General features: G+C 41.4%; 22 protein-coding genes and 1 riboswitch. Of the genes, 17 read left to right on the top strand and 5 right to left on the bottom strand.

Annotated elements, in window-relative coordinates; translation table 11 throughout:
- Positions 1-290: 290 nt before the first annotated feature.
- Positions 291-414: riboswitch (cobalamin riboswitch) on the top strand.
- 81 nt (positions 415-495) lie between these two features.
- The 6 genes from CWC17_RS15695 to ung are packed head-to-tail and all read left to right on the top strand — an operon-like array spanning position 496 to position 5912.
- The gene (locus tag CWC17_RS15695; protein ID WP_138613935.1) at positions 496-1305 is read left to right on the top strand and encodes an ABC transporter ATP-binding protein; all 810 of its coding nucleotides are present in this window, start codon (positions 496-498) and stop codon (positions 1303-1305) included.
- 4 nt (positions 1306-1309) lie between these two features.
- Positions 1310-2314: a FecCD family ABC transporter permease gene (locus CWC17_RS15690; RefSeq protein ID WP_138613933.1), complete on the top strand. Its 1005-nt coding sequence runs from the start codon at positions 1310-1312 to the stop codon at positions 2312-2314.
- A 5-nt stretch (positions 2315-2319) separates the two neighbouring features.
- On the top strand, positions 2320-3804 hold the full coding sequence (locus tag CWC17_RS15685; protein ID WP_138613931.1) for a cobyric acid synthase: 1485 nt from the start codon (positions 2320-2322) through the stop codon (positions 3802-3804).
- A complete protein-coding gene (gene cobO / locus CWC17_RS15680) occupies positions 3794-4393 on the top strand; it encodes a cob(I)yrinic acid a,c-diamide adenosyltransferase (protein ID WP_138613929.1) in 600 nt (199 codons plus the stop codon). The genes CWC17_RS15685 and cobO overlap by 11 nt, the downstream gene beginning before the upstream one ends.
- On the top strand, positions 4393-5253 hold the full coding sequence (locus tag CWC17_RS15675) for a cobalamin-binding protein (protein ID WP_138613927.1): 861 nt from the start codon (positions 4393-4395) through the stop codon (positions 5251-5253). The genes cobO and CWC17_RS15675 overlap by 1 nt, the downstream gene beginning before the upstream one ends.
- The gene (ung, locus tag CWC17_RS15670; protein WP_138613925.1) at positions 5250-5912 is read left to right on the top strand and encodes a uracil-DNA glycosylase; all 663 of its coding nucleotides are present in this window, start codon (positions 5250-5252) and stop codon (positions 5910-5912) included. The genes CWC17_RS15675 and ung overlap by 4 nt, the downstream gene beginning before the upstream one ends.
- Positions 5913-5972: 60 nt before the next feature.
- On the opposite strand, the gene CWC17_RS15665 is transcribed toward ung, so the two are convergent.
- Positions 5973-6161, bottom strand: a complete 189-nt coding sequence (locus CWC17_RS15665) for a DUF3545 family protein (protein ID WP_004587992.1) — start codon at positions 6159-6161, stop codon at positions 5973-5975.
- Positions 6162-6353: 192 nt separating this feature from the next.
- On the bottom strand, positions 6354-7304 hold the full coding sequence (gene tal, locus CWC17_RS15660; protein WP_138613923.1) for a transaldolase: 951 nt from the start codon (positions 7302-7304) through the stop codon (positions 6354-6356).
- A 254-nt stretch (positions 7305-7558) separates the two neighbouring features.
- Between tal and yaaA the strand changes: the two genes are divergently transcribed.
- Entirely contained in the window at positions 7559-8338 is a 780-nt protein-coding gene (gene yaaA, locus CWC17_RS15655) for a peroxide stress protein YaaA (RefSeq protein WP_055016339.1), read from the top strand.
- Between the two features lie 124 nt (positions 8339-8462).
- Positions 8463-9419, top strand: coding sequence for a mechanosensitive ion channel family protein (locus CWC17_RS15650; RefSeq protein ID WP_138613921.1), 957 nt, complete (start codon positions 8463-8465; stop codon positions 9417-9419).
- Positions 9420-10057: 638 nt separating this feature from the next.
- Here the strand turns inward: CWC17_RS15650 and CWC17_RS15645 are convergent.
- Positions 10058-10378 carry a BON domain-containing protein gene (locus tag CWC17_RS15645; RefSeq protein ID WP_054983750.1) on the bottom strand — a complete coding sequence of 107 codons (321 nt, stop codon included), beginning with the start codon at positions 10376-10378 and terminating at the stop codon, positions 10058-10060.
- 222 nt (positions 10379-10600) lie between these two features.
- Positions 10601-11830 carry an ATP-dependent RNA helicase SrmB gene (srmB, locus tag CWC17_RS15640; protein ID WP_055016341.1) on the bottom strand — a complete coding sequence of 410 codons (1230 nt, stop codon included), beginning with the start codon at positions 11828-11830 and terminating at the stop codon, positions 10601-10603.
- Between the two features lie 76 nt (positions 11831-11906).
- On the opposite strand from srmB, the gene CWC17_RS15635 reads away from it, so the two are divergent.
- The 3 genes from CWC17_RS15635 (at position 11907) to CWC17_RS15625 (ending at position 15391) form a co-directional block, all read left to right on the top strand.
- A complete protein-coding gene (locus CWC17_RS15635; protein ID WP_138613919.1) occupies positions 11907-12605 on the top strand; it encodes a tRNA1(Val) (adenine(37)-N6)-methyltransferase in 699 nt (232 codons plus the stop codon).
- 154 nt (positions 12606-12759) lie between these two features.
- Positions 12760-14766 (top strand): alpha-amylase, encoded by a 2007-nt coding sequence (locus CWC17_RS15630; protein ID WP_138613917.1) that lies wholly within the window; start codon positions 12760-12762, stop codon positions 14764-14766.
- Positions 14767-14944: 178 nt separating this feature from the next.
- Positions 14945-15391 carry a DUF2147 domain-containing protein gene (locus tag CWC17_RS15625; protein WP_138613915.1) on the top strand — a complete coding sequence of 149 codons (447 nt, stop codon included), beginning with the start codon at positions 14945-14947 and terminating at the stop codon, positions 15389-15391.
- 42 nt (positions 15392-15433) lie between these two features.
- On the opposite strand, the gene fldB is transcribed toward CWC17_RS15625, so the two are convergent.
- A complete protein-coding gene (fldB, locus tag CWC17_RS15620) occupies positions 15434-15955 on the bottom strand; it encodes a flavodoxin FldB (protein WP_004588002.1) in 522 nt (173 codons plus the stop codon).
- A 106-nt stretch (positions 15956-16061) separates the two neighbouring features.
- On the opposite strand from fldB, the gene xerD reads away from it, so the two are divergent.
- From xerD to CWC17_RS15590, 6 genes are all read left to right on the top strand, one after another.
- On the top strand, positions 16062-16988 hold the full coding sequence (gene xerD / locus CWC17_RS15615; RefSeq protein WP_126005971.1) for a site-specific tyrosine recombinase XerD: 927 nt from the start codon (positions 16062-16064) through the stop codon (positions 16986-16988).
- 60 nt (positions 16989-17048) lie between these two features.
- Entirely contained in the window at positions 17049-17777 is a 729-nt protein-coding gene (gene dsbC / locus CWC17_RS15610; RefSeq protein WP_138613913.1) for a bifunctional protein-disulfide isomerase/oxidoreductase DsbC, read from the top strand.
- 76 nt (positions 17778-17853) lie between these two features.
- Entirely contained in the window at positions 17854-19575 is a 1722-nt protein-coding gene (gene recJ / locus CWC17_RS15605) for a single-stranded-DNA-specific exonuclease RecJ (protein WP_138613911.1), read from the top strand.
- A gap of 144 nt (positions 19576-19719) precedes the next feature.
- Positions 19720-20818, top strand: a protein-coding gene (gene prfB / locus CWC17_RS15600) for a peptide chain release factor 2 (protein WP_096041210.1) whose coding sequence is annotated in 2 segments (ribosomal slippage) — positions 19720-19794 and positions 19796-20818 — 1098 coding nt in all. Because the reading frame shifts where the segments join, the coding sequence is not laid out codon by codon here.
- Between the two features lie 26 nt (positions 20819-20844).
- Positions 20845-22380, top strand: coding sequence for a lysine--tRNA ligase (gene lysS, locus CWC17_RS15595; protein ID WP_055020250.1), 1536 nt, complete (start codon positions 20845-20847; stop codon positions 22378-22380).
- Between the two features lie 395 nt (positions 22381-22775).
- Entirely contained in the window at positions 22776-22958 is a 183-nt protein-coding gene (locus tag CWC17_RS15590) for a hypothetical protein (RefSeq protein ID WP_024031585.1), read from the top strand.
- Positions 22959-23107 lie beyond the last annotated feature (149 nt).

Below are 23107 nucleotides of genomic sequence, written 5' to 3'. Positions count from 1 at the left end.
GCTAGGCGGTGCTGAACTTTGATGGTTGAATTTGCAGCAGCGTGTTTGGTTTTTAGGCAAGGCAGAGCCTATGAAGTGTGGTTATTCCACATAAATAGGCGATAACGCAGCATAAATGCCAAACATGCGCTGCCCTTCGGGTTCTTCCTAGGGGCGATAAACTCTTTGTTGCTCGATTTTTACTTAGCCCACTAGGTTACAAATCTCGCGCCGCGATTTAATCGCCCCTAGATTGAACAAATTTCAATCCGCAAAGAACGACACGCCCTGATGAGCGCGGTTTTTTTGCTTTAAATTATTTACTTACCCGCCCATAATAGACGCTCATTTGGAATGGGGTGAAATTCCTCAACTATTCCCGTAACTGTAATGAGCACCGTGCTTTAAGTCAGATACAAATGAATAAAATATTTTAACGAGCGGGTAAACTCATTTTATTAGTGCACTATTTTTTTAGTGGTGTCTTAGTGAGTGCGCGTTTTTAAAGGACTCACTTTGCAAACTACATTAGCGCCAAACACGCCTTTATTAGACATTCAAAATGTGTCGTGGGAAGTTGATAATCACGCCATTTTAAACACTATTAATTTGCCTATAACAAAGGGTAAATTTATTGGCTTAATAGGCCCCAATGGGGCGGGTAAGTCGAGCTTACTGCGCTGTTTGTATCGCTTTAATAAACCCACCACAGGCAAAATTACCTTTAATCAGCAGGATATTTGGCAGCTTAAAAGTGAAGATTACGCAAAATATGTTGCTGTCGTTCTGCAAGAAACGCCTGCTCAATTTAACCTAACGTTATTTGATGTGGTTGCCCTTGGGCTTACGCCTCATAAACCACTATTTAGCGCCACCACCCACAGCGACAAACAAAAAATTACACAGGCAATAAAAACCGTAGGGCTTGAGCAGCAGTGTAAGCAAAATTTTGAATCACTTTCGGGGGGCGAAAAGCAACGAGCATTAATTGCCCGCGCTATAGTACAACAACCGCAATTACTCATTATGGATGAGCCAACCAGCCATTTGGATGTTAAATACCAAATACAAGTGATGGAATTAGCAAAATCGCTAGGGGTCACTGTGTTTGCCTCATTTCATGATTTAAATTTAGCAGCTGCTATGTGCGATGAACTGGTGGTTATTAATAAGGGCAAAATAACACATACAGGCTCGCCTAAGCAGGTACTTAGTGAAGAAATGCTAGCAGATGTTTTTGGGGTATGTGCACACGTAACCAGCCACCCACAGCGCACAGAAAATGGCCAAACTATTCCTCATATTACTTACTTTTATGGCTATTAATTAAATGGATATAACAAACATAAACCCGTGGACTGTTTTTATAGCTGCCTTATTAATTGCGCTGGGCAGTCTTTTTAGTGCACTGAGCTTTGGCGCAGCAGATACGCCGTTAAGTGATGTACTCACCGGTGTTTTATCAGCAGGGGAGGGCTCGCTTAACGCACGTATTATTTATGAGCTTAGGTTGCCCCGTACTTTACTTGCCTTTATGGCGGGCGCAGGTTTGGCTATTGCTGGGCTTATTTTGCAAACGGTTACTCGTAACCCGCTCGCCGATCCATACTTATTTGGTATATCGTCAGGTGCGTCGTTTGGGGTTGTACTGCTTATGGCTGTAACAGGTATAAGTGCTGGGTTTATGTTATCGACTGCTGCCTTATTAGGAAGCTTTTTAGCTATGGGCTTATTGATACTTATTGCTGGGCGGCAAAAAAATACGCACGTAGAGTCTATGTTGTTAGCGGGTGTGGCGCTGTCGTTTTTATTTAGCGCATTTACCAGTTTATTGCTGTATTGGAGCGACCCGCAAGCAGTGGCTGGTATTTTATTTTGGACGTTAGGCAGCTTTGCCCGCGCGCAATGGGCCACGTTATGGTTGCCATGTGTGGTTATAGTGGTATGTATTGGCTTTATGCTGAGCTTTAAAAGGCAGTTAAATGCGTTGCTTCTTGGCGATGAAAGCGCCATAACGCTTGGGGTGCGTGTACACCGGTTTAGAATTTTAATGCTGGTATTGAGTTCGTTAATAACGGCCGTGCTGGTGGCCTTATGTGGCGGTATTGGTTTTGTAGGTTTAATGGTGCCGCACATAGTGCGCTTTTTTATATCTCAAGGCAGTACTGCTGGGTTACTCATCACAAGCTTAGTGGGCGGCACGTTTATGGTGTGGGTCGATGTGCTTTCGCGCTCATTACTTAAAAACCAAGAGCTCCCTGTAGGGGTGATTACAGCAGCTATGGGTAGCGTATTTTTTTTAAGCTTGCTCTTTTTTAGAAAAACAAAGGCATAGTGCGGATGAAAACCTTAATGATTCAAGGCACTACGTCAGATGCCGGAAAAAGCACCTTAGTCGCTGCGCTTTGCAGAGTATTTGCAAAGCGAGGGGTAAAGGTTGCGCCTTTTAAACCGCAAAATATGGCGCTTAATAGCGCGGTTACAAAAGAGGGCGGCGAAATAGGCCGAGCGCAAGCTTTGCAAGCAATAGCGGCTAATGTTGAGCCTCAAACCGACTTTAATCCTATATTACTTAAACTAAATAGCGATACGGGCGCACAAGTTATTATTCATGGCAAAGCCATTAGTAATATGGAAGCGAGCAAGTATCACGACTACAAAAAAGTGGCGATGGATGCGGTGCTTGCCTCGCATAAACGCCTAGCTAAACAGTTCGATTTATTATTAGTTGAGGGCGCAGGCAGCCCCGCAGAAATAAACCTGCGCGAAAACGACATTGCCAATATGGGGTACGCAGAAGCGGTAGATTGCCCTGTCATTATTATTGCCGATATAGACAAAGGCGGTGTGTTTGCGCATTTAGTGGGCACACTTGCGCTGCTAAGCGAATCTGAGCAAGCGCGCGTAAAAGGCTTTGTTATAAACCGCTTTAGAGGCGATATCAGTTTATTGCAAAGTGGTCTAGATTGGCTTGAGCGCTATACGAAAAAACCTGTGCTTGGGGTGCTGCCCTACTTGCATGACCTAGCCATTGATGCCGAAGATGCCGTTGCAATAGATAATAAAGTAACACATGCCACCATTAATATAGCTGTACTTTTATTGCCGCATATTAGTAACCATACCGATTTTGATGCATTGCGACTGCACTCAAATATTAATATAAATTATGTGCGCCATACTCAAGCAATTCCGCCGGTCGATCTGGTTATTATTCCAGGTAGTAAAAACGTGCTGGGTGATTTAAGTTTTGTAAAAAATGAAGGTTGGGATAAGCAAATAAAGCGCCACATACGCTATGGCGGTAAAGTGTTAGGGGTGTGCGGCGGTATGCAAATGTTAGGGAATAGCATTACTGATCCCATGGGGGTTGAATCGTCATTAAAGCGTGTTAAAGGCCTTGCATTAAGTGACTTTGATACCACTCTTAGCACCCAAAAAGTACTCACTAAAGTAACCGCAACTATGCAGTTAAATAATAATAAAACCCCCTTTAGTGGCTACGAAATTCATGCGGGTATTAGTGAAGGTGCAGCACTTAATAAGCCATTTTTAACGTTTAACTCGCACCCTAACGGATTTGTAAGTGATGGCTTTATTAGTGATGATAATGCCCTTGCTGGTACTTATTTACACGGTTTATTTGATGAGCCAGCTGCCACATCGCAAATTTTAAAGTGGGTAAAACCAGAGGCCGCAATAACGCCAATTAGTATTGCTAAGCACCGCGAACAGCAGTTAGAACGTTTAGCAACTATGTGCGAGGAACACTTAAACATACAACACATTATATCGATTTACGAAGGACATAATAATGATAGATAAAAGCAACGATAAGCATAAGCAGCGTCAACAAAAAGTAAAAGAGCAAGTAGATGCACGCGTTGCTGCAGCGCAAGATGTTAAAGGCATATTTCAGGTAATTACGGGTAATGGTAAGGGTAAATCTACCTCGGGGTTTGGTGTGGTTGCACGTTGTGTAGGGCATGGTAAAAAAGCCGCTGTTTGTCAGTTTATTAAAGGTACATGGGAGTGTGGAGAGCGTAACCTATTACAAAGCGCAGGGGTTGAATTTGCGGTGATGAATACCGGCTTTACGTGGGATACGCAAAACAAAGAAGCCGACACTGCCGCAGCGCAAGCAACGTGGCAAGAAGCCAAGCGCATGCTTGCCGATAGCAGTATAGATTTAGTATTACTTGATGAGCTTACCTACATGGTGACTTATGGGTATATTGATCTTGATGAAGTAGTAAACGCGTTAAATAACCGTCCTCCTATGCAGTCGGTTATTATTACAGGTCGCGCAGCGCACCGCACGTTAACAGACCTTGCCGATACAGTAAGCGAAGTACGTAATGTTAAACATGCATTCGACTCAGGCATTAAAGCACTTGAAGGGTTCGACTACTAATGTACAGGGCATTTATAGTTGGCTTTGGGCTATGTAGTTTAATAGCCAGTGCTGTTACAAACGAAACAACGCCCCCAAAAAAGCTGCGTGTAGTTGCACTTGCGCCGCATATAGTAGAAAACCTATTTGCTATAGGTGCGGGGGATAATATTGTTGGCACTGTTGATTATGCCGACTACCCTGCTGAGGCTAAAAATATTGAGCGCATTGGTGGCTACTATGGTATTTCCCTTGAAAAACTACTAGCGCTAAAACCCGACTTAGTGATTGGTTGGAAAAGCGGGAATCAAAGTGGGGACTTAGAACAAATTAAGCGCCTTGGTATAAAAATACATTTAAGTGATCCAAAAAAAATAGAAGAAGTAGCAAATGAGCTGCTCACTTTTGGTAAATTTACTGGGCGTATTGAGCAAAGTAAGCAAGTAGCAAACGCGTTTAATACCAAACTTAAAAACATAAAAAAACAGCAGCAAGGTAAAAAAATATTAACTGGTTTTTATCAATTATGGCCAGAGCCAATGATGACGGTAAGTGAAAATACATGGATAAACCAGCTTATTGAAACATGTCATGTAAGCAATGTATTTGCACAAAGCGATACCGACTACCCGCAAATAAGTATTGAAAACGTGGTAATGGCTAAACCGCAAATTATTATAACCCCTGATGAAAAATCAAAAACACCACAACCGGTAGTTAATTGGCAAAAATGGCCAGAAGTACCCGCGGTTAAAAATAATCATTTTATACGTGTAAACGCCGATTTATTACACCGTTTTTCACCACGCATGCTAGAAGGGCTTGCCGATATGTGTGATAAAATAGATGCATCCCGCAAACAAATCAAGAGTACACAATGAGCGATTGGCCAGCCTTTTTAGAAGATGAATTACAGCACCCTTATATGCAGCAAACATTAGATTATGTAGCAAAACGCCGCGCAGAAGGGGTTGCTGTGTACCCACCCAAAGAGCAAGTATTTAGTGCCTTTGAAGCCACAGCACTTAACAATATTCGCGTGGTTATTTTAGGCCAAGACCCATACCACGGAGAAGGCCAAGCCCATGGTTTGTGTTTTTCAGTATTGCCAGAGGTTAAAAAGTTACCGCCGTCATTAAAAAATATGTACAAAGAATTGGCAGCCGATATACCTGGTTTTGCAATACCTGAGCATGGCTACTTACAAAGCTGGGCAGAGCAGGGCGTATTTTTACTCAATACGGTACTTACTGTTGAGCAAGGGCAAGCGCACTCGCATAAACACTTAGGGTGGGAGCAATTTACCGATAACGTCATTGCGCATATAAACGAGCACTGCCGAGGCGTGGTATTTATTTTGTGGGGCGCGCATGCGCAAAAAAAAGGCAAAAATATTAACTGCACTCGCCATCATATTTTAAAAGGGCCGCATCCGTCTCCGCTTTCTGCGCACCGAGGTTTTTTTGGCTGTAAGCATTTTTCACAAACTAATAAATTGTTACAAGCCCAAGGGGACAGCCCCATTAATTGGCAGGTTTAATGGATATATTAAAAAGGCTTTCATACACTGAAAGCCTTTTGTTTATGAGCGTTTATAGAATTAAAAATCTAGCTCATCAATTTCTATACTGTCTGTAAAAAAGTCCAACTCCTGTAGTTCTTTACGTAACCGTTGCTTGTCTTTTATGGCCTCAATCTCGCGCCACTTTCTTTTTTTATTCTTTTGAGAGGTTTTTCTTGTTGTATCAGGACCTTCTAATATCTCTAATATATCGTTTAGGCTATCCATGACTATCTCCTATTGATTTTAGTGAACCTCGAGAATACCTATACCACAGGCCTAGCTAAAATAGAATAAAAAAGTGACAATAATGTTGCAAGTATGTGATGCCTTAATGAATGTTAACTTAGTTCAGCAAATAACGTAGGCATAAAAAAAACGCCGCAAGTGCGGCGTTTAATAAAGCGTAATTAGCGTGTATTACATTGCTTTAAAGCGTGCTTCTAGCTGCTCTTGCGCATCTGCGAATGAGCGAATGCCTTCAGCTAGCTTTTCAGTGGCCATTGCATCTTGGTTATGTAACCAACGGAACTGCGACTCAGTAAGTGGAGCAGGCTTTGGCTCTTTAGGAATATCACTTTGTAGTAAGTACTCTTCTGCGCCTTCTAAATTGCCTAAGTCTTCTAGTAAATTAGGACTAATTGTTAGCTTGTCACACCCTGTAAGCGCAATAATTTCGCCGGTATTACGGAAGCTCGCGCCCATAACAACGGTTTTGTAATCATGGCGTTTATAAAACTCAAAAATGCTACGTACTGATTGAACACCTGGATCTTGTAGCGGATCGGTTGGTTTTTCCATACCATTTGCTACGTGCCAATCTAAAATACGGCCAACAAATGGCGATATTAAAAATACGTTTGCATCAGCACATGCACGTGCTTGAGCATCGCTAAATAATAAAGTTAGGTTACATTTAGTGCCTTCTTTTTCTAGTTGCTCAGCAGCTTTAATGCCTTCCCATGTAGACGCAACTTTAATTAAAATTTTGTCTTTGCTTACACCTTCTTTTTCATAAAGGCTAAGCAGGGTGTGTGCTTTATCAATAGTTGCTTGGGTGTCGAATGATAAACGAGCATCTACTTCAGTAGAAATATAACCAGGTACAATTTCGCTAATTTCTTTACCAATTAATACGGCAAAGTAGTCACACGCAAGTTCAAGCTGTTTAGCTGCATCTTGCTCTATTTCTTTTGCATAGCTCCAAGCTTTATCTAAATAAGGCTTGTATGCTTCAATCTCACTCGCTTTTAATAAAAGCGACGGGTTTGTGGTTGCATCTTCAGGTTGATGCTTTTTGATCGCTTCAATATCGCCAGTGTCGGCTACGATAGATGAATGTTGTTTTAGCCTTTGTAGAGCGCTAGTCATTTGCCTTCCTCATTCCAAGCAAGTTAAAAGAAAATCTAAACTACCTTAATATAAGTATTCAATACTGCAACAGTGTGACAATGCTTGATAGGTCTTATGTCCTTATCAATAGAAAAACGACGATGCATGATTTATTAAGGTAGGATTTAGGCCATTGCGATTAATTTTCAATGGTATTTTATAAACAAAACGTGCTTTTCGTCTCATTTAATGTTGAAATTGACATTAAATAAATTACAAGTCAATAGCTAACTATGATCACTGTTATTTCACCAGCAAAAAATCTTGATTACGAAACGCCACCTGCAACAGATAAGTTCACTCAGCCTGAATTACTAGAGCACAGCGAAGAGCTCATGAAAGTATGCCGTGAACTAACGCCTGCGCAAATTGGCAGCCTAATGAAAATTAGCGATAAGCTTGCAGGGCTTAACGCTGCACGCTTTAGCGAATGGTCACAACCGTTTACGCAAAGCAATGCTAAACAAGCGGTGCTAGCCTTTAATGGCGATGTGTACGGTGGTTTAGATGCCGCAACACTCACTGCAGCTAACCTTGATTATGCGCAAAGTCACTTACGTATACTTTCAGGTTTATACGGTTTATTAAAACCACTTGATTTAATGCAAGCCTACCGCCTCGAAATGGGCACTAAGCTTGATAACCCTCGCGGGAAAAATTTGTATGAATTTTGGGGCAGCATTATTGCGAATAAATTAAACGAGGAATTAAAAGCGCAAGACGCACAATATCTCGTTAACCTTGCTTCAAACGAGTACTTTAAAGCAGTAGATAAAAAAGCGCTTAATGCGCAAATAATTACGCCGCATTTTAAAGACTGCAAAAATGGTCAATATAAAGTAATTAGCTTTTACGCTAAAAAAGCACGCGGCATGATGGCCCGCTACATCATAGAAAACCAAGTAACGCAGTTAAGCCAATTAAAAGAGTTTAGTGTGGCGGGTTATTACTTTAGCCCTGAAGCAACCACTAAAGATCTTGAGCCTGTATTTATGCGCGACGAGCAAAACTAAGCGTTTATACTCAGCAAACAATGAGTTAAAAAGCCATGCAATGCATGGTTTTTTTTATGCTGGCGCTAAACTTGCTAACTTCACCTACTATTAATGAAATAAAAAAATAGATAGGTGTAAAAATATGATCAGTATTCCTTCAGTTGGTGAAGCCGAAAAGCTTATAGAAGAAAAACTTGGTGGTTGGTTTGATGTTGTAATTAGCCATATTCCAAACTTTATTGTAGCTGTCGTAATCGCTATTTTGTTTTCAATAATAGCGCGCTTTGCCGGCCAGCTAATGAAAAACCTCTTAAGGCGCTCACTCGACTCTAAGCAAATAGCTGATTTAATGGCCTCTATTTTTAAAGTGATTGTATTATGCGTAGGTTTATTTATAGCACTTGATTTTATGGGGCTAAAAGGCACTGTAACATCGTTACTAGCGGGTGCAGGTATTGTGGGTTTAGCCATAGGTTTTGCATTTCAAGACATGACCGAAAACCTAATTGCCGGTATTGCTATGGGCATACGCAAACCGTTTAAAGCAGGTGATGTTATAGAAACCGATGATGTATTTGGCTCAGTGCATTCTATAAACCTGCGTAACACGCTAATAGAGAGCTTTTACGGGCAGTTAATACTGGTACCAAACAAGGTATTATTTAGAAACGTGCTAAAAAATTACACCACGTTAGGCGTTAGACGCATAGAAGTACCTGTTGGTATTTCGTACGGCGACGACATTGAAAAAGCCAAAGAAGTAATAGTAGATAAAATTAATGAATTTGACTTTGTAATACGCAAAGATGAAACCGCTGTATACGCAGAAGGTTTTGGCGACAGCAGTATTAATTTACTGGTATGGTTTTGGATTAAATACCCAGGTGAGCCAGACTTTATGACAGTACGCCACAAGGGCGTAGTAGCTGTTAAACAAGCACTTGATGACGCTAATATTAGTATTCCATTCCCAATACGTACGTTAGATTTTGGCATTAAAGGCGGTGAAAAGCTCGATGCCATGATAAGCGATAAAATAAGCCAGCAATCAGCCAATAAAGAGGGTGATAATAATACTGATGCAAGCCAAGGTGAGTAAATAATTTAAAACTCACAACGCAAAAGCATTGGGAAATAGTTACCGACTATCAGCGCGTTTTTACAAAGTAAAAGCGCGCTTTTTGTACTAAAAAGGAATTGGTAAGCAAAATACTTTAAGTTTTGCTACTCCTTTAAATACCCCGCGGTATATGCACACTTTTTTACCCGGTATGCTTTCAGGCTCTAGCGCTTTCACATTGTTGCTAGTTTAAGCTAAGTAAAGCTAACCATCTACGCTGTTAATATTTCAAGCCTGCAACAATCCCAACCTGCAATAGTACCAGCCCATAATAATGCTTAACTAGTTTAAGAGCTCACACATGTGCTAGCTGCATTAAAACCACTGCAACTATAACAACTGCATCGGCGAGGTTACCCTATATTAAAATAGATTAATTAAATTACTACTGACGTTGGTTAAAGCTCTACAGAGTTTGTCGCTTCTTAAAGAACGTTTATATGAGTAGGGCACCGTGTGTTGTTTGTGTGAAGAGAGTAAGCTAAAAGGCATTTACTAAGGTAATTAAATTGGTTTATGAACAGGTTTGCAGCCGGTGAGAGTATGCAGACCATAAAAAGCGCCGCTTGTGTTGGAGTAACAAGCAGCGCTGAGGAATAAGTTAGGAAAAAGGTATATTAAATAACACTAATTTTATTACGGATAATTTTAACGCCATCCATGTTTTCTAAAAACTTTTGTGCAAGTGCACGCTGAAAACCTGTTTGCGCTTCACCGTATAAATCTACTTCACCGTCTTCAACCTGCACGCGAATATCGTTTAATGCTAAATTTGGGTTAGTGCGTAACGTGTTGGTGATTGTTTGTTGTAAGTTAGGTTGAGTAGCCACACTGCTTACTACGGCTAAGTTAGTTGCTGCACTTACTTTTGTAGCGCAAGCTAATAAAAATAAACAACAAAATGATACTAAAGCGATAGTTAACTTGAAGCGGTTCATAACTTTATCCTTACATTGCGGTTAATTGTGCAGCTGTTCTTAGCTGAGCTACTATCTCAGTTACAATTTCGATGCCAATTTTAATGCTTTGAAATATAAGGTTATTTTATTAATGCAGAATTCAGGTGGGCAATAATTACATTTTAATGGGTATGAGTTACATGCTTGGGTTACATTTGTAACAGGTACAAATAAGCCGGCAATGGCCGGCTTATTTAGGGGTTATTTCTTTTTGTTTTTAGCTTTGGCTTTTTTCTTGGCCTTCATTTTAACAGGGTCTTTACGCTTTTTAGCGGGTGGCTTAGCTTCTTTGTGTTGTGGCTCAAGCCCTTTAATTATACGACGCTTAAGCTTTTGCTCAGTGTAGCGTTCAACCTTGTATAAAATACCAATGTCGTGTGCTTCAACTAATGAGATAGCAATCCCTTTTTTACCAGCACGGCCAGTACGGCCAATACGATGCACATAAACATCGGCCGTGCGCGGCATGTCAAAGTTAATGACGTGGCTAATATCAGAAACATCAATACCGCGGGCCGCAACATCGGTTGCTATTAAAATGCGCGTTTTACCACTGTGAAAGTTTTCCATCGCTTTCATGCGCTTATCTTGTGGCATTTCGCCACGTAGCCATGCGGCCTTTACACCATTATTAGTAAGTTCACCAATAAGTGTTTCTAGGCGCTCACGGGTTTTTACAAACACAATGGCTTTACTTACATCTGGGCCGTTTAGGGTATTAACCAACAGCTCAAGCTTGTGATGGTAGTCATCAGCAAGATGAACCCATTGATGAATTTTTGCTTTTTCTTTACGCGACGATTCGGCTTCAAGTAAAGCTGGGTCGTTTAAAATACGCTCTGCAAATAACTCAACGCTATCGCCTTCTAAAGTCGCAGAGAACAAAAAGCACTGACGACGATTTTTAGCTTCGTCACATATGCGCAGCATTTCTTTTCTAAAGCCCATATCTAACATGCGGTCGGCTTCATCAAGAATAAGCATTTCTACGTTTTCGGCATGGAAATTTTCGGTTTCAAGATATTCCATTAAACGCCCAGGTGTGGCGATTAAAATATCGTTATTGTTTTCAAAAATTTCTTTGTGGGTACCGTAATTTATACCGCCTGTTACTACACCAATTTTAAGGTGAGTGCCTTTAGCAAGCAGTTCACATTGCTCATGAATTTGATAAGCCAGTTCACGGGTTGGGGTCATTATTAACACACGTGCAAAACCTGGGTCGCGACGCGGAAAATCCATTAAGTATTGAATAGCCGGAATTAAAAATGCCGCCGTTTTACCTGTGCCAGTAGGTGCTGATGCTAAAATATCGCGACCTTGCAGCGCTTCAGGAATAGCTTGTTGTTGAATGCTGGTTGGTGTCTCGTAGCCCATTTTATCAATGGCGTTGAGGAGTTTAGTATCAAGATCAAATTCAGAAAATTGCATAGAGTGTCTAAAATAAGGGACAATTACTTGCAATTATACGCGCTATACGCCAGTTGGTGAATGAAAAGGTGAAAAAATGTCAGGGTTTACGTTTAAACAATTTAAGGTTGAGCACGATAAGTGCGCCATGAAGGTCTCAACCGATGGCATTTTACTTGGTGCATGGGCGTATTTAAAAGGGGCCAACACATTACTCGATATAGGCACAGGCACCGGTCTGCTGGCGCTTATGTGTAAACAGCGCCAACCGGCACTTAGCATAACCGCAGTTGAAATTGATGAAGCAGCTTACAATCAGGCACAACAAAATATAGCCTCTAGCCCGTGGCCCAATATCACAGTAAAGCACACCACTATACAAGCGTTTAAACAAGTGGCGCCATTTGATGTGGTGATTTCTAACCCCCCTTATTTTAACTACAGCTTAAAAGGGCTAAGCGATGCCCGTAACACCGCACGCCATACCGATGGTTTAAGTTTTGACGAGCTAATAAATGCCTATATGCGTTTAAGTCATAAACATTCGTGCTTTAACGTAATTTTACCCACCACAGAAGCGAGCCTATTTATTGAATTAGCAAAACAAAGTGGGCTTTATTTAGACGCGCATTGCCAAGTAAAAACCACACCAAGTAAAGCATTTAGCCGCAGCTTAATGCGCTTTAGCTTAATAAACACTTCGCCTGAGCTTACTTCCCTATGCATAAAAAATGAAAACAATTGCTACAGCGATGATTATATTGAGTTATGTAAAGCGTTTTACTTGAAGATGTAATTTTAAGGCAGGTAATTATCTAGTAATAAAGAATAGTTTACCCATTATGCATACGTATTCAGTTTTTATTTGAGCAACTCTCAAACTAGTGTTAATCACTTGTAAATAACGCCGAGTCTGTTGTTTAACTCGCCCAACACTGGAAACACACACTATGAAACTGAATAAAATGATCACCACTGCAGGTCTTAGCTTAGGTTTAACCTTACCAAGTTTAGTATCGGCTGCGCCTACAACATTTGTGCATTTATTTGAATGGAATTGGCAAGATGTAGCCCAAGAATGTGAGCAGTTTTTAGGACCAAAAGGGTACGCTGCTGTACAGGTGTCTCCGCCTAACGAGCATATTACAGGTAGCCAATGGTGGACTCGCTATCAACCGGTGAGCTATCAACTACAAAGCCGCGGCGGTAACCGTTCGCAATTTATAGATATGGTTAATCGCTGTAACACCGCAGGCGTCGATATATATGTTGATACATTAATAAACCATATGGCAGCCGGCAGTGGTAAGGGCACTGCTGGTAACACTTTTGGTAATAAACAATACCCTATTTATAGCCCACAAGATTTTCACGAAAGTTGCTCTATTAATCCAGAAGATTACGGTAATAACCGTTATCGCGTGCAAAACTGTGAGCTAGTAGGGCTGGCTGATTTAAACACTTCTTCAAATTATGTGCAAAATACATTAGCGGCATATATTAATGACCTTCAAACTATGGGTGTTAAAGGTTTTAGGTTTGATGCTGCTAAGCATGTTGCTGCAAGTGATATTCAAAGTTTAAAGGCAAAAATAAATGGCTCGCCTGTGGTGTTTCATGAGGTGATAGATCAAGGTACTGAAGCGGTTGCTGCCTCAGAGTATTTAAGTACAGGGCTAGTTACCGAGTTTAAATACAGTACGCAGCTTGGTAATACCTTCAGAAATGGCTCGCTTGCATGGTTAAGTAATTTTGGTGAAGGCTGGGGCTTTATGCCAAGTTTATCAGCTGTGGTATTTGTAGATAACCACGACAATCAGCGCGGCCATGGTGGTGCAGGTAATGTAATTACCTTTGAAGATGGCCGTTTATACGACCTAGCCAACGTATTTATGTTGGCATATCCGTATGGGTATCCAAAAGTAATGTCGAGTTATGATTTTCACGGCGATACAGATGCGGGTGGGCCAAGTGTACCGGTGCACAATAATGGTAATTTAGAATGTTTTGCAAGTAACTGGAAGTGTGAGCATCGTTGGTCTTATATTGCGGGTGGTGTCGATTTTAGAAATAACACAGCCGACAATTGGGCAGTAACAAATTGGTGGGATAACACCCATAACCAGATTGCATTTGGACGTGGTAGCTCTGGTCATATGGCAATTAATAAAGAAGACTCAACGCTTAATGCAACAATTCAAACAGATATGGCGCCTGGACAGTACTGCAATGTGTTAAAAGGCGAGCTTTTGGGTAATGCTACTAGCTGTAGCGGTGAAGTAATAACAGTTAATAGCAACGGCACCATAAATTTAAATGTAGCGCCATGGGATGCAATAGCAATTCATAAAAATGCTAAATTAACCCAAGGGACAGCGCCTAATAATAGCGACTGGCAAAGAACCGTTGTTTTTATTAATGCTCAAACACAAAGCGGACAAGACATGTTTGTACGCGGTGGTATAGACCACAACTATGCAAATACAAACCTTGCTAGAAACTGTCAAACAACAAATGTTGAATGTGCTATGCCAATTCGCCATAACAATCTAAAAAACAACACCACAACACCTTGGAAAGCAAACGATAACTACCTAGATTGGTATGGAATTGAACAAGGCCAAAACAGTGAAGCGCAAGGTACTGCCATGGATTGGACTACAAATGTTTGGCCAAGTGAATATGGCGCCCAAAAATCGGTAACAGTAGATGGCTTTGGTGTTACACCCCTTAATATATGGGGCGAACACTATTGGATGCTTGATGTTAATATGGATTGCAGTAAAGCGGTTAACGGCTGGTTTGAGCTAAAAGCATTTATAAAAAATGGCCAAGAGTGGGAGGGTGATATAAGCCAAGCAAATACCCCCTATACAAGTACTAACCATATGGCACAGTGTGGCAAAATTAATATGTTTGAATTTAACAGCTCAAGTGTAGAGGTACGTGACTTTTAAATACGTACTTTAAAACGCGTACATTAAAAAACTATCAGCCAATTTAAAAACCAAGTGGGTTAACGCGCACTTGGTTTTTTACTTTTATATGTATCTAAATAGCAGTTTAATTTAATAGTGCGTTTATAAATCAGCTGGTATTATCGTTTTATTCGCCATTTTAAATTTAGGCAACACAATGAAAAAGTTAAACAAATTACCGTTACTAACAACACTCGCTGCGGCTTTATTTATAAGCCAAGGTGCGCTTGCAAACATGACTCCTGTTGGGGTTTGGAAAACCATAGATGAAGACACCAACGAGGCTAAATCGTACGTACGCATTACCCAAAATGATAAGGTGCTCAGTGGTAAAGTTGAGACTATTTTAGACCCAGCTAAACAAACCGGTATTTGTAAAGAGTGTGATGGGGCATTAAAAAATCAGCCTATTTTAGGAATGACGATAATCACTGATGTAAAACCAGAAGATGATGGCGTGTGGGGCGATGGTGAAATACTTGACCCTACAAATGGTAAAACTTATACCGTGCAACTAACGCCACAAGACGACGGTAAAACATTGGAAGTACGTGGCTATATAGGCTTTTTTTACCGTAACCAATATTGGGAGCGTGTAGAGTAAGCTTTTTAAAAAAGCGCCGCAAACACTGCGCTTTTAATTCTGTTATAGCGTTTCGCTGTACTCAGTCATTATTTGTTCAACCCAGCTGGCTATGCGCTCATCGCTTAGCTCGTATTGGCTGTCTTCATCAAGGGCGAGGCCAACAAAGTGTTTGCCATCGGGGGTAAGTGCTTTTGACGCTTCAAACTCGTAGTTTTCATCGTTTGGCCAAAAACCAAGTTGCGTAAACGACTGGGTATTTATTTCATCGTGAAGCATACCGAGGGCGTCTTGAAACCATTGTCCGTAACCTTGTTGGTCGCCCATGCCAAATAAAGCAATGGTTTTACCATTTAGGTTTACATCTTTAATGTCGTCCCACTTAGACTCCCAGTCTTCTTGTATTTCTCCAAAATCCCATGTTGAAATACCAAAGATGATAAAGTCGTACTGCTCTGCATTTTTTAGTGGTTCGTCTTTAATATTGTGTAAGGTCACTACATCGGCGCCAATAAGGTCGCGAATTTTTTCTGCTGCCATCTCTGTGTAGCATGTAGTAGAGCCAAAAAATAAACCAATCTGCATCGTATTTATCACTGTGTAATTGCCTGTTATGATAGGGCGCAGTTTACCGTAAGGTATTTTTAATTGATACCTTCTACCGTGGGTATTACCAACATGAGATCACAACGTGACAACGCTACCTGACGATTTACCTGAACCAAATACCGAGCTAAACAGCAATAGCGACTTTCTAGAAACCTTTTTAGATAGCTTGTACTTAGAGCAAGGTGTAAGCGAAAACACCCTTAGTGCGTATCGCAGTGACCTAGATAAGTTTTGTCAGTTTTTAAAAGGCGAAAGCTTAATGACGGTAACCAGCTTAGATATAGAAAGCTATCTAGCGTATCGCGTAGATTTAGGGTTAAAACCACGTAGCACGGCTCGCAGCATAAGTGCGTTAAAGCGGTTTTATCAGTATTTTGTACGTGAAAAACGTATCACAAGCTCACCGCTTGAAAACATTGCGCAACCAAAAGCGGGTCAATCGTTACCTAAAACGCTCTCAGAAGCCGAAGTAGAGGCATTATTAAGTGCGCCCAATATTGAAGAGCCAATGGGGCTGCGCGATAAAGCCATGCTAGAGCTACTTTATGCTACGGGCTTGCGTGTAACCGAGCTTGTAGGGCTGCGTATGGAGCAAATTAACTTGCGCCAGTCGGTGGTGTTTGTAAAAGGTAAAGGCAACAAAGAGCGCTTAGTACCTTTAGGCGAAGAAGCCATGTACTGGCTTGAGCAGTTTTTAAAAGGGGGGCGTGCGCAAATGATAAAACACGCCACCGATTTTGTGTTTCCGTCAAAACGCGGTGTAGGTATGACCCGACAAACCTTTTGGCATCGTATTAAACACTATGCTATTTTGGCGTCTATTGAGTCAGATTTATCGCCGCATACATTGCGTCATGCCTTTGCGACACATTTACTTAATCATGGTGCCGACTTAAGAGTGGTGCAGATGATGTTAGGGCACAGCGACTTATCGACTACACAAATTTATACCCATGTTGCCAATGAGCGATTAAAATCGGTACACTCAGAGCATCATCCGCGCGCGTAATATGAAATTTAATATCAGCTTAGCGGTCAATTTAGTACGTATTATTAGATAGAGAAAATTATGAAAAAATTAATGTTAGCAGGTGCAATGTTGTGCACAAGTATGAGTGCATTTGCAAATGGCGTAGCCACAACGCCAGATGCTAATGATCCTATTGTTACTAAATTTGCCACGTTAGGTGTAACAGTTAAGCAAATAAACCCAAGCCCCGTTGCCGGTTTAAAAGAGCTTATTACAAATAAAGGTGTACTTTACGCCAGCCCAGACGGCCAGTTTTTAATGCAAGGCACGCTAATTGATTTAAACAACCGCAGTAACTTAACCGAGCAAGCGTTAAATGGTGTACGTGTTGAAGGCATTAAAGAATATGAAGACTCAATGATTGTTTATAAAGCGCCAAACGAAAAACACCAAATTACGGTATTCACCGATATTAGCTGTGGCTATTGTCGTAAATTACACCGCGAACTAGACGACTTGCTTGATGCAGGCATTACTGTTCGTTATTTAGCGTTTCCGCGTGGAGGGCTGCAAGGTTCGGGTTACGCCGATTTAATGAATGTATGGTGTGCACGCGACCAACAAGAAGCCCTAACAGAAGCTAAATCAGGCGAAGACACAACAGTTGTTGCCGGTTGTAACGCACCAGTAGCCGAGCATTATCAGTTAGGCCAAAGCTTTGGTATTAGCGGTACGCCAGCCATTATTTTAGAAGATGGTACAATGATCCCTGGTTATCAGCCAGCAGCCGCACTAAGTGCAGCGCTTGAGGCAAACAAAGCGTCTTAATAAGGCGCTTGCGTTTATTAAAAGGCCGTAATGGCCTTTTTTTGTTTTTATTTTGAATTTATAAGTAAACCTCAGCATGAAAAAACTGATCATTGCGCGCGAAAATGTAGACGATTCTTACCTGCCAAGCGATCTGCACCCTGTTATTAAACAAATTTATGCCACGCGTAACGTGCAAAATGCACACGAGCTAAATAATAGTGCAGCCACATTAATCGACTTTAAACTGTTTAAAGACATCGACAAAGCCACCGAGCTATTAATTGATGCGCTTAATGCACAAAGCCGTATTTTAATTGTGGGCGACTTTGACGCCGATGGCGCAACCAGTACCGCTACGTTAATGCAAGGTTTAGCCATGTTTGGCTTTAACAACTTAGACTACCTAGTACCAGACAGGTTTAGCTTAGGTTATGGCTTAAGCCCTGCGCTGGCTGAGCAAATAGTACAAATAAACCCTGAATTGGTTATAACGGTAGATAACGGTATTTCGTGTATTGCCGGTATTGATATTTTAAAAGCCGTGGGTATAAAAGTGCTGGTAACAGATCATCACTTACAAGGCGAGCAGCTCCCTAATGCCGATGCCATTGTTAACCCAAACCGCCATGATTGTAGTTTTCCATCAAAATCTATAGCCGGTGTAGGCGTTGCCTTTTATTTGCTTATAGCCCTTAGAAGCACGCTGCGTGAGCAAGGCTACTTTGAAAACCACGCTATGCCAAACTTGGCTGACCTACTTGATATAGTTGCCCTAGGTACTGTGGCCGATGTAGTTGCGCTTGATGCAAACAACCGCACCTTGGTACATCAAGGTTTAGCGCGTATTCGCAGCGGTAAAACACGCCCAGGTATTACTGCGCTTATTGAAGTGGCTAATCGTAATGCTGCGCGTTTAAGCGCCAGTGATTTTGGTTTTTCGTTGGCTCCGCGTTTAAACGCCGCAGGGCGACTAGATGACATGAGTTTGGGCATAGCGTGCTTATTAAGTACCGATATAAACCAAGCAAGGCGTATTGCCAGCGAGTTAGATAGCTTAAACCATGCTAGGCGTGAGATAGAGCAGGGCATGCAAGCCGAGGCGCAAGCAGTGCTTGATAGGCTCGCGTTTAGTGACGACAACATTCCCGATGCCATTTGTTTATACCAAGAAGATTGGCACCAAGGTGTTATTGGTATTTTGGCAGGGCGCTTAAAAGAAAAATACCACCGCCCAACTGTTATTTTTGCCGGGGGCGAAAACGGTGAAATAAAAGGTTCGTGCCGATCTATTGAAGGGCTGCATATGCGCGACCTACTCGAAGGGCTAAATACCGCCGACCCGCACTTAATTAATAAATTTGGCGGTCACGCCATGGCGGCAGGGCTAAGTATTGATGAGCAAAACTTTAATGACTTTAAAAACGCGTTTGATGCTGCTGTAAGTGCGCAGCTAAGCGAAGAAAGTAAACGCTGTATTGTATTTACCGATGGCGAGCTGCCAAACGAGTGCTTTACCATGGACTTTGCTCAGCTATTAAAGCAATCAGGCCCGTGGGGGCAACAATTTCCTGAGCCAGTATTTGAGCACACCTTTGAAGTTATTCAGCAGCGTATAGTCGGCGAAAAACACTTAAAGCTGGTGCTTAAACATCAATCAGGACGCTTAGTTGACGCCATTGCCTTTGGAATAGATGTAAAAGCATGGCCCGACACCGAAGCCCGTTATGTCAAAGTGGCTTATCAGCTCGACATAAACGAATTTAGAGGTAAGTTTAGCCTGCAATTAATAGTAAGAGAGCTTGAAAAAGTGCATTAAAAAATATGCACAATGCATGCATAAAAGGCTAATAAAGCGCGCGGTTTTTTGTTAAAATCGGGCGTTTTTATCATTTGACGATAATTTATTGCGTTTAGTGCTAATTTTAGCGCGCAATAATCTAGCCATTTTGGAGTAATGTACATGTTTGAAGTGAATCCTGTGATTAATCAAATCAAGGAAATTCGCGAACGTACTGAACTGCTTCGGGGGTACCTTTGACTACGCTCACAAACAAGAGCGCCTAGAAGAAGTAAACGCCGAACTTGAAGATTCAGCCGTATGGAATGAACCTGAGCGCGCACAAGCACTGGGCCGTGAAAAATCAGCTTTAGAAGCCGTTGTTGAAACAATCGACAACCTAGTTGCCGGTGCTGACGATGTAGAAGGTTTATTAGAGCTTGCAGTAGAAGCAGAAGACGAAGACACGTTTGTTGAAGCGCAAACTGAACTAGAAGGCTTAAATAAACAGCTTGAGGGTTTAGAGTTTCGCCGTATGTTTTCGGGCTCTCACGATGCAAACGATGCTTACCTTGATTTACAGTCTGGGTCTGGCGGTACTGAAGCACAAGACTGGTGTAACATGCTACTACGTATGTATTTACGCTGGGGCGAAGCAAAAGGCTTTAAAGTTGAGCTAGTAGAAGCAACTGATGGCGATGTAGCCGGCATTAAAGGTGCAACAGTGCGCTTTGTAGGCGAATACGCATACGGTTGGCTGCGCACAGAAACAGGTGTACACCGTTTAGTGCGTAAAAGCCCATTTGACTCAAGTGGTCGTCGTCATACCTCGTTTGCCTCTGCTTTTGTTTACCCAGAAGTAGATGACAATATTGAAATTGATATTAATCCGGCTGACTTACGTATAGACGTTTACCGTGCATCGGGCGCGGGTGGTCAGCACGTTAATACCACCGAGTCGGCAGTACGTATTACTCACGTACCGACCAACACGGTTGTTCAGTGTCAAAACGAGCGCTCGCAACATAAAAATAAAGCCCAAGCAATGAAGCAGTTAAAAGCAAAATTATTTGAGCTTGAACTTCAGCAGCAAAATGCTGAAAAGCAATCACAAGAAGACGCAAAATCGGATATTGGCTGGGGAAGCCAAATTCGTTCTTACGTACTTGATGATGCACGCATTAAAGATTTACGAACTGGCGTTGAAAACCGTAATACGCAATCGGTACTTGACGGCAACCTAGACAAATTTATTGAAGCCAGCCTAAAATCTGGCCTATAACCACCAAGCTAAAAAAGAGCTAAAAAATGACTGATCAAATCCAAGACGAAAATAAGTTAATCGCTGAGCGTCGCGGCAAATTAGACGCTATTCGCGAAAATTGCCCAGCCAACGGTCATCCTAATCAGTTCCGTCGTGAACATTACACGGCTGATTTACAGGCTGAGTTTGGTGATAAGACTAAAGAAGAATTAGTAGAGCTTCAGCACGTTGTATCAATTGCTGGCCGTATTTTAGCTAAGCGTGGTCCTTTTATGGCCATTCAAGATATGAAAGGCCGCGTGCAAGCTTACGCATCTAAAGATGTACAAAAAGACTTAAAAGCAAAATATGGCCAACTAGATATTGGCGATATTATTGGTGTTAAAGGTGCGCTTAATAAATCAGGTAAAGGCGATTTATACGTAGAAATGACCGAGTACGAGCTACTTACTAAGTCACTCCGCCCATTACCAGAGAAGTTTCATGGTTTATCAGATCAAGAAACCAAGTACCGTCAACGTTATGTTGATTTAATTACTAACGAAGCAACGCGCGAAACATTCCGCATTCGCTCACAAGTAGTTGAAGGTATTCGTCGCTTTTTAGCAGAACGCGACTTTATGGAAGTAGAAACGCCAATGCTACAGGTTATTCCTGGCGGCGCATCTGCGCGTCCGTTTGTAACTCACCATAACGCACTTGATATAGACATGTACTTACGTATAGCGCCTGAGCTTTACCTTAAGCGTTTAGTGGTAGGTGGTTTTGACCGCGTATTTGAAATTAACCGTAACTTCCGTAACGAAGGGTTATCAACGCGCCACAACCCAGAATTCACTATGATTGAATTTTACCAAGCGTATGCTGATTACATCGATTTAATGAACATCACCGAAGACATGTTACGTACAGTTGCAACAAACGTTTTAGGTAGCCCAATTGTTGTTAATACAACTAAAGATGAAAACGGCGACGTTATCGACTCAGTAGAGTACGACTTTGGCAAACCGTTTGAGCGCCTAAGCATGGCTGATGCTATCTTAAAATATAACCCTGAGTTTGATGCTGCGGTATTTAAAGACCCAGAAAACCACTTTGAAGAATTAAAAGCGTACGCTAAACAAGTGCACGTTAAAATTCCTGAAAATTGTGTATGGGGCCCAGGTAAGTTTTTATGTGAAATATTTGAAGAGACGGCTGAGCACATGCTTATCCAACCTACATTTATTACAGGCTACCCGTGGGAAGTATCGCCACTTGCGCGCCGTAACGACGAAAACCCATTTGTTACCGACCGCTTTGAGTTTTTTGTTGGTGGACGTGAGCTTGCAAATGGCTTCTCGGAGCTTAACGATGCACAAGACCAAGCTGAGCGCTTTACTCGCCAAGTTGAAGAAAAAGACGCCGGCGATGATGAAGCAATGCACTACGATGAAGACTACATACGCGCACTAGAGTACGGCTTACCGCCTACTGCCGGTGAAGGTATTGGTATTGACCGCTTAGTCATGTTATTTACTGATTCACCAACCATTAAAGATGTTATTTTGTTCCCGCATATGCGCCCACAAGCTGACTAAGCTTTAACAAAATAAACGTAAAAACGCCGCTAAATTTTAGCGGCGTTTTTGTATGAGCATAAAAATAAGCGCCAAGGCAGGAAAAGTAGGAGAGTAAATTGCTTTATAAAAATAGACGAAAGAGAGGATAAGATTGTTCGCTTTTTAATTAATTAGTACTAAACTAAATTTTAAAGCTAGTTATTAGTACTTATTAATAGTTAATTCAGATTGGGTTCTTTACTGTAGCTCTGTATTAAATATCCTTAATAACAGTGCTACAACGTAATTTTATGACTGTTTTTTAAACATTATGTTGTATTTATGTAAAAAACTTAGCTAGAATACGCCAAAATTTTGAGCTGGGTTAAAATAGCACGCTAAATATGAATTCTCAAATGGACTTAGAATATAATATGAAAGACAACCGAGTTGAAGAATCGCCAGAAACCGACACAACAGAGCAAAAGCGACAAGCCTATTACAGAGCCTGTATTGCTGAGTTTCAGCAGTTAGGTTACCAAGAGCAATATCTAGCGCAGCTCAAAGATGATTTAGTGCCTTTAATGGGCGTTAACCCGCAAGACAAAAACATTTAAATCGTTTACTTTTCAAACCAATTATATAATTAAAGCTGACTTATGTGCGTTATGTAATCAGATAGTCATTTTTGACATAAAAGTGTTTGACATATTTTCTGAAATCTTTATTATACGCCCCACAAGACGGAGAGGTGTCCGAGTGGCCG

The sequence above is a fragment of the Pseudoalteromonas sp. S3785 genome (genome assembly GCF_005887365.1).
Classification (GTDB): domain Bacteria; phylum Pseudomonadota; class Gammaproteobacteria; order Enterobacterales; family Alteromonadaceae; genus Pseudoalteromonas.
Note: the sequence above shows the minus strand (reverse complement) of the source record. Positions and strands in the feature narration are given on the sequence as shown.

Excerpts from the sequence above, each read along its gene's own strand:
- CWC17_RS15690 (WP_138613933.1), top strand. The coding sequence starts at position 1,310 with ATGGATATAACAAACATAAACCCGTGGACTGTTTTTATAGCTGCCTTA.
- CWC17_RS15685 (WP_138613931.1), top strand. The coding sequence starts at position 2,320 with ATGAAAACCTTAATGATTCAAGGCACTACGTCAGATGCCGGAAAAAGC.
- cobO (WP_138613929.1), top strand. The coding sequence starts at position 3,794 with ATGATAGATAAAAGCAACGATAAGCATAAGCAGCGTCAACAAAAAGTA.
- CWC17_RS15675 (WP_138613927.1), top strand. The coding sequence starts at position 4,393 with ATGTACAGGGCATTTATAGTTGGCTTTGGGCTATGTAGTTTAATAGCC.
- ung (WP_138613925.1), top strand. The coding sequence starts at position 5,250 with ATGAGCGATTGGCCAGCCTTTTTAGAAGATGAATTACAGCACCCTTAT.
- CWC17_RS15665 (WP_004587992.1), bottom strand. The coding sequence starts at position 6,161 with ATGGATAGCCTAAACGATATATTAGAGATATTAGAAGGTCCTGATACA.
- tal (WP_138613923.1), bottom strand. The coding sequence starts at position 7,304 with ATGACTAGCGCTCTACAAAGGCTAAAACAACATTCATCTATCGTAGCC.
- yaaA (WP_055016339.1), top strand. The coding sequence starts at position 7,559 with ATGATCACTGTTATTTCACCAGCAAAAAATCTTGATTACGAAACGCCA.
- CWC17_RS15650 (WP_138613921.1), top strand. The coding sequence starts at position 8,463 with ATGATCAGTATTCCTTCAGTTGGTGAAGCCGAAAAGCTTATAGAAGAA.
- CWC17_RS15645 (WP_054983750.1), bottom strand. The coding sequence starts at position 10,378 with ATGAACCGCTTCAAGTTAACTATCGCTTTAGTATCATTTTGTTGTTTA.
- srmB (WP_055016341.1), bottom strand. The coding sequence starts at position 11,830 with ATGCAATTTTCTGAATTTGATCTTGATACTAAACTCCTCAACGCCATT.
- CWC17_RS15635 (WP_138613919.1), top strand. The coding sequence starts at position 11,907 with ATGTCAGGGTTTACGTTTAAACAATTTAAGGTTGAGCACGATAAGTGC.
- CWC17_RS15630 (WP_138613917.1), top strand. The coding sequence starts at position 12,760 with ATGAAACTGAATAAAATGATCACCACTGCAGGTCTTAGCTTAGGTTTA.
- CWC17_RS15625 (WP_138613915.1), top strand. The coding sequence starts at position 14,945 with ATGAAAAAGTTAAACAAATTACCGTTACTAACAACACTCGCTGCGGCT.
- fldB (WP_004588002.1), bottom strand. The coding sequence starts at position 15,955 with ATGCAGATTGGTTTATTTTTTGGCTCTACTACATGCTACACAGAGATG.
- dsbC (WP_138613913.1), top strand. The coding sequence starts at position 17,049 with ATGAAAAAATTAATGTTAGCAGGTGCAATGTTGTGCACAAGTATGAGT.
- recJ (WP_138613911.1), top strand. The coding sequence starts at position 17,854 with ATGAAAAAACTGATCATTGCGCGCGAAAATGTAGACGATTCTTACCTG.
- lysS (WP_055020250.1), top strand. The coding sequence starts at position 20,845 with ATGACTGATCAAATCCAAGACGAAAATAAGTTAATCGCTGAGCGTCGC.
- CWC17_RS15590 (WP_024031585.1), top strand. The coding sequence starts at position 22,776 with ATGAAAGACAACCGAGTTGAAGAATCGCCAGAAACCGACACAACAGAG.